Here is a 1,671-nt window from a genome sequence, read left to right as displayed (position 1 = left end):
ACAGGAGACGACGCGCATGCCTCTCACCGCCCCGCTCACCGCCAACGGGAGCGCCCGATGACCCGTAGCGGCGACCAGTACCTCGAGGGGCTGCGTGACGGCCGCCAGGTCTTCATCGACGGTGAGCTCGTCGGCGACATCACCCGGCACCCGGCGTTCAAGGGCGCCGTGCGCTCCGTCGCCGCGCTCTACGACACTGTCGACGACAAGGCCAACCGCGACCAGCTCACGTTCGCCTCGCCGGCCACCGGCGAGCCGGTCAGCCTCGCCCACCTCATCCCGCGCTCGCCGGCGGACCTGACCCGCCGCAGGATCGCGCTCAAGACGATGGCGGAGCAGACCTACGGCCTGATGGGGCGCGGCCCGGAGCACGTGGCCGGGTTCCTGGCCGGGTTCGCCGGGCACTCACACGTCTTCGGCGCCGGCGGCGAGCACTTCGCCCGCAACGTCGAGGCGTTCCAGGCCAAGGCGCGCGACGAGGACCTGTACATGACGTACACCATCCTCCCGCCGCAGATCGACCGCTCGAAACCCGCGCACCAGCAGGCCGACCCGCACCTCTACGCGGGCGTGGTGGCCGAGCGCGACGGCGGCATCGTGGTGCGCGGCGCGCAGATGCTCGGCACCGGCACCGCCATCTCCGACTACGTCTACCTGAGCAACATCGCGCCGCTGCAGCCCGGCGACGAGGCGTACGCACTGGCCGCGATGATCCCGGTCGGCGCGCCCGGCGTGAAGATCTACGCCCGTCGCTCCTACGCCGCGGCCTCCTCCAGCCTCTTCGACTACCCCGTCACCGCCCGCTTCGACGAGACCGACTCGCTGCTCGTCTACGACGACGTGTTCGTGCCGTGGGAGCACGTGTTCGCCTACCGCAACATCGACGTCGTCAAGCGCCAGTGGTTCGCCACCGCCGGGCATCTGCTGGGCAACAACCAGGCCCAGATCCGGTTCTGGACCAAGCTGGAGTTCCTGATCGGCCTCGCGCACCGGGTCGCGCAGATGAACGGCTCGGTCAACCTGCCGCCGGTCAAGGGCGCGCTGGGTGAGATGGCCGCGCAGGTCGCCACGGTCACCGGGCTGGTGCTCGCCCAGGAGCAGCACGCGATCGTCGACGAGCACGGCGTGGCCTGGCCCGGGCGGGCCGAGTGCTTCGCCAACATGGCACTGCAGCCCGATCTGTACGCCAAGCTGCTGGTGATGATCCGCGACCTGTGCGGCGGCGGGCTGATCCAGCTGCCGTCCTCGGCCAACGACTTCGCCAACCCGGCGATCGCCGCCGACGTGAACCGCTTCGTGCAATCTCCCGGATATCCCGCCACGGAGCGCGTCAAACTGCTCAAGCTGGTGTGGGACATGGTCGGCTCGGAGTTCGCCAGCCGGCACCACCAGTACGAGATGTTCTACGCGGGGGCTCCGTTCGTGGTGAAGATGCGCATGTACGACGCCTACGACTTCGGCGCGGGCAGCCGGCTCGTCGACACGATGCTGGCCAGCTACGACCTGAGCGGGCTGCGCGACACGGCGCTCCCGCCGGCCGGCGACGCGCTCGACCCGGTGCGAGGATGACCTTGGGGCAGGACCTGCGGGGCGCGTTCGAGACCCTGCGGCGGCACGGCAAGGCCGTCGTCGTCTCCGAGCCGGTCGGCTGGGAGTACGAGGCGGCGGCCG

The 1,671-nt window shown here is 70.5% G+C and carries 1 protein-coding gene; it reads left to right on the top strand.

The features are described 5' to 3' along the window. The first annotated feature begins 57 nt into the window (after nucleotides 1–57). A complete protein-coding gene (locus AB0H83_RS51810) occupies nucleotides 58–1,569 on the top strand; it encodes a 4-hydroxyphenylacetate 3-hydroxylase N-terminal domain-containing protein (RefSeq protein WP_360111455.1) in 1,512 nt (503 codons plus the stop codon). Nucleotides 1,570–1,671 lie beyond the last annotated feature (102 nt).

Source organism: Dactylosporangium sp. NPDC050688, assembly GCF_040654515.1.
Lineage (GTDB): Bacteria > Actinomycetota > Actinomycetes > Mycobacteriales > Micromonosporaceae > Dactylosporangium.
Note: the sequence above shows the minus strand (reverse complement) of the source record. Positions and strands in the feature narration are given on the sequence as shown.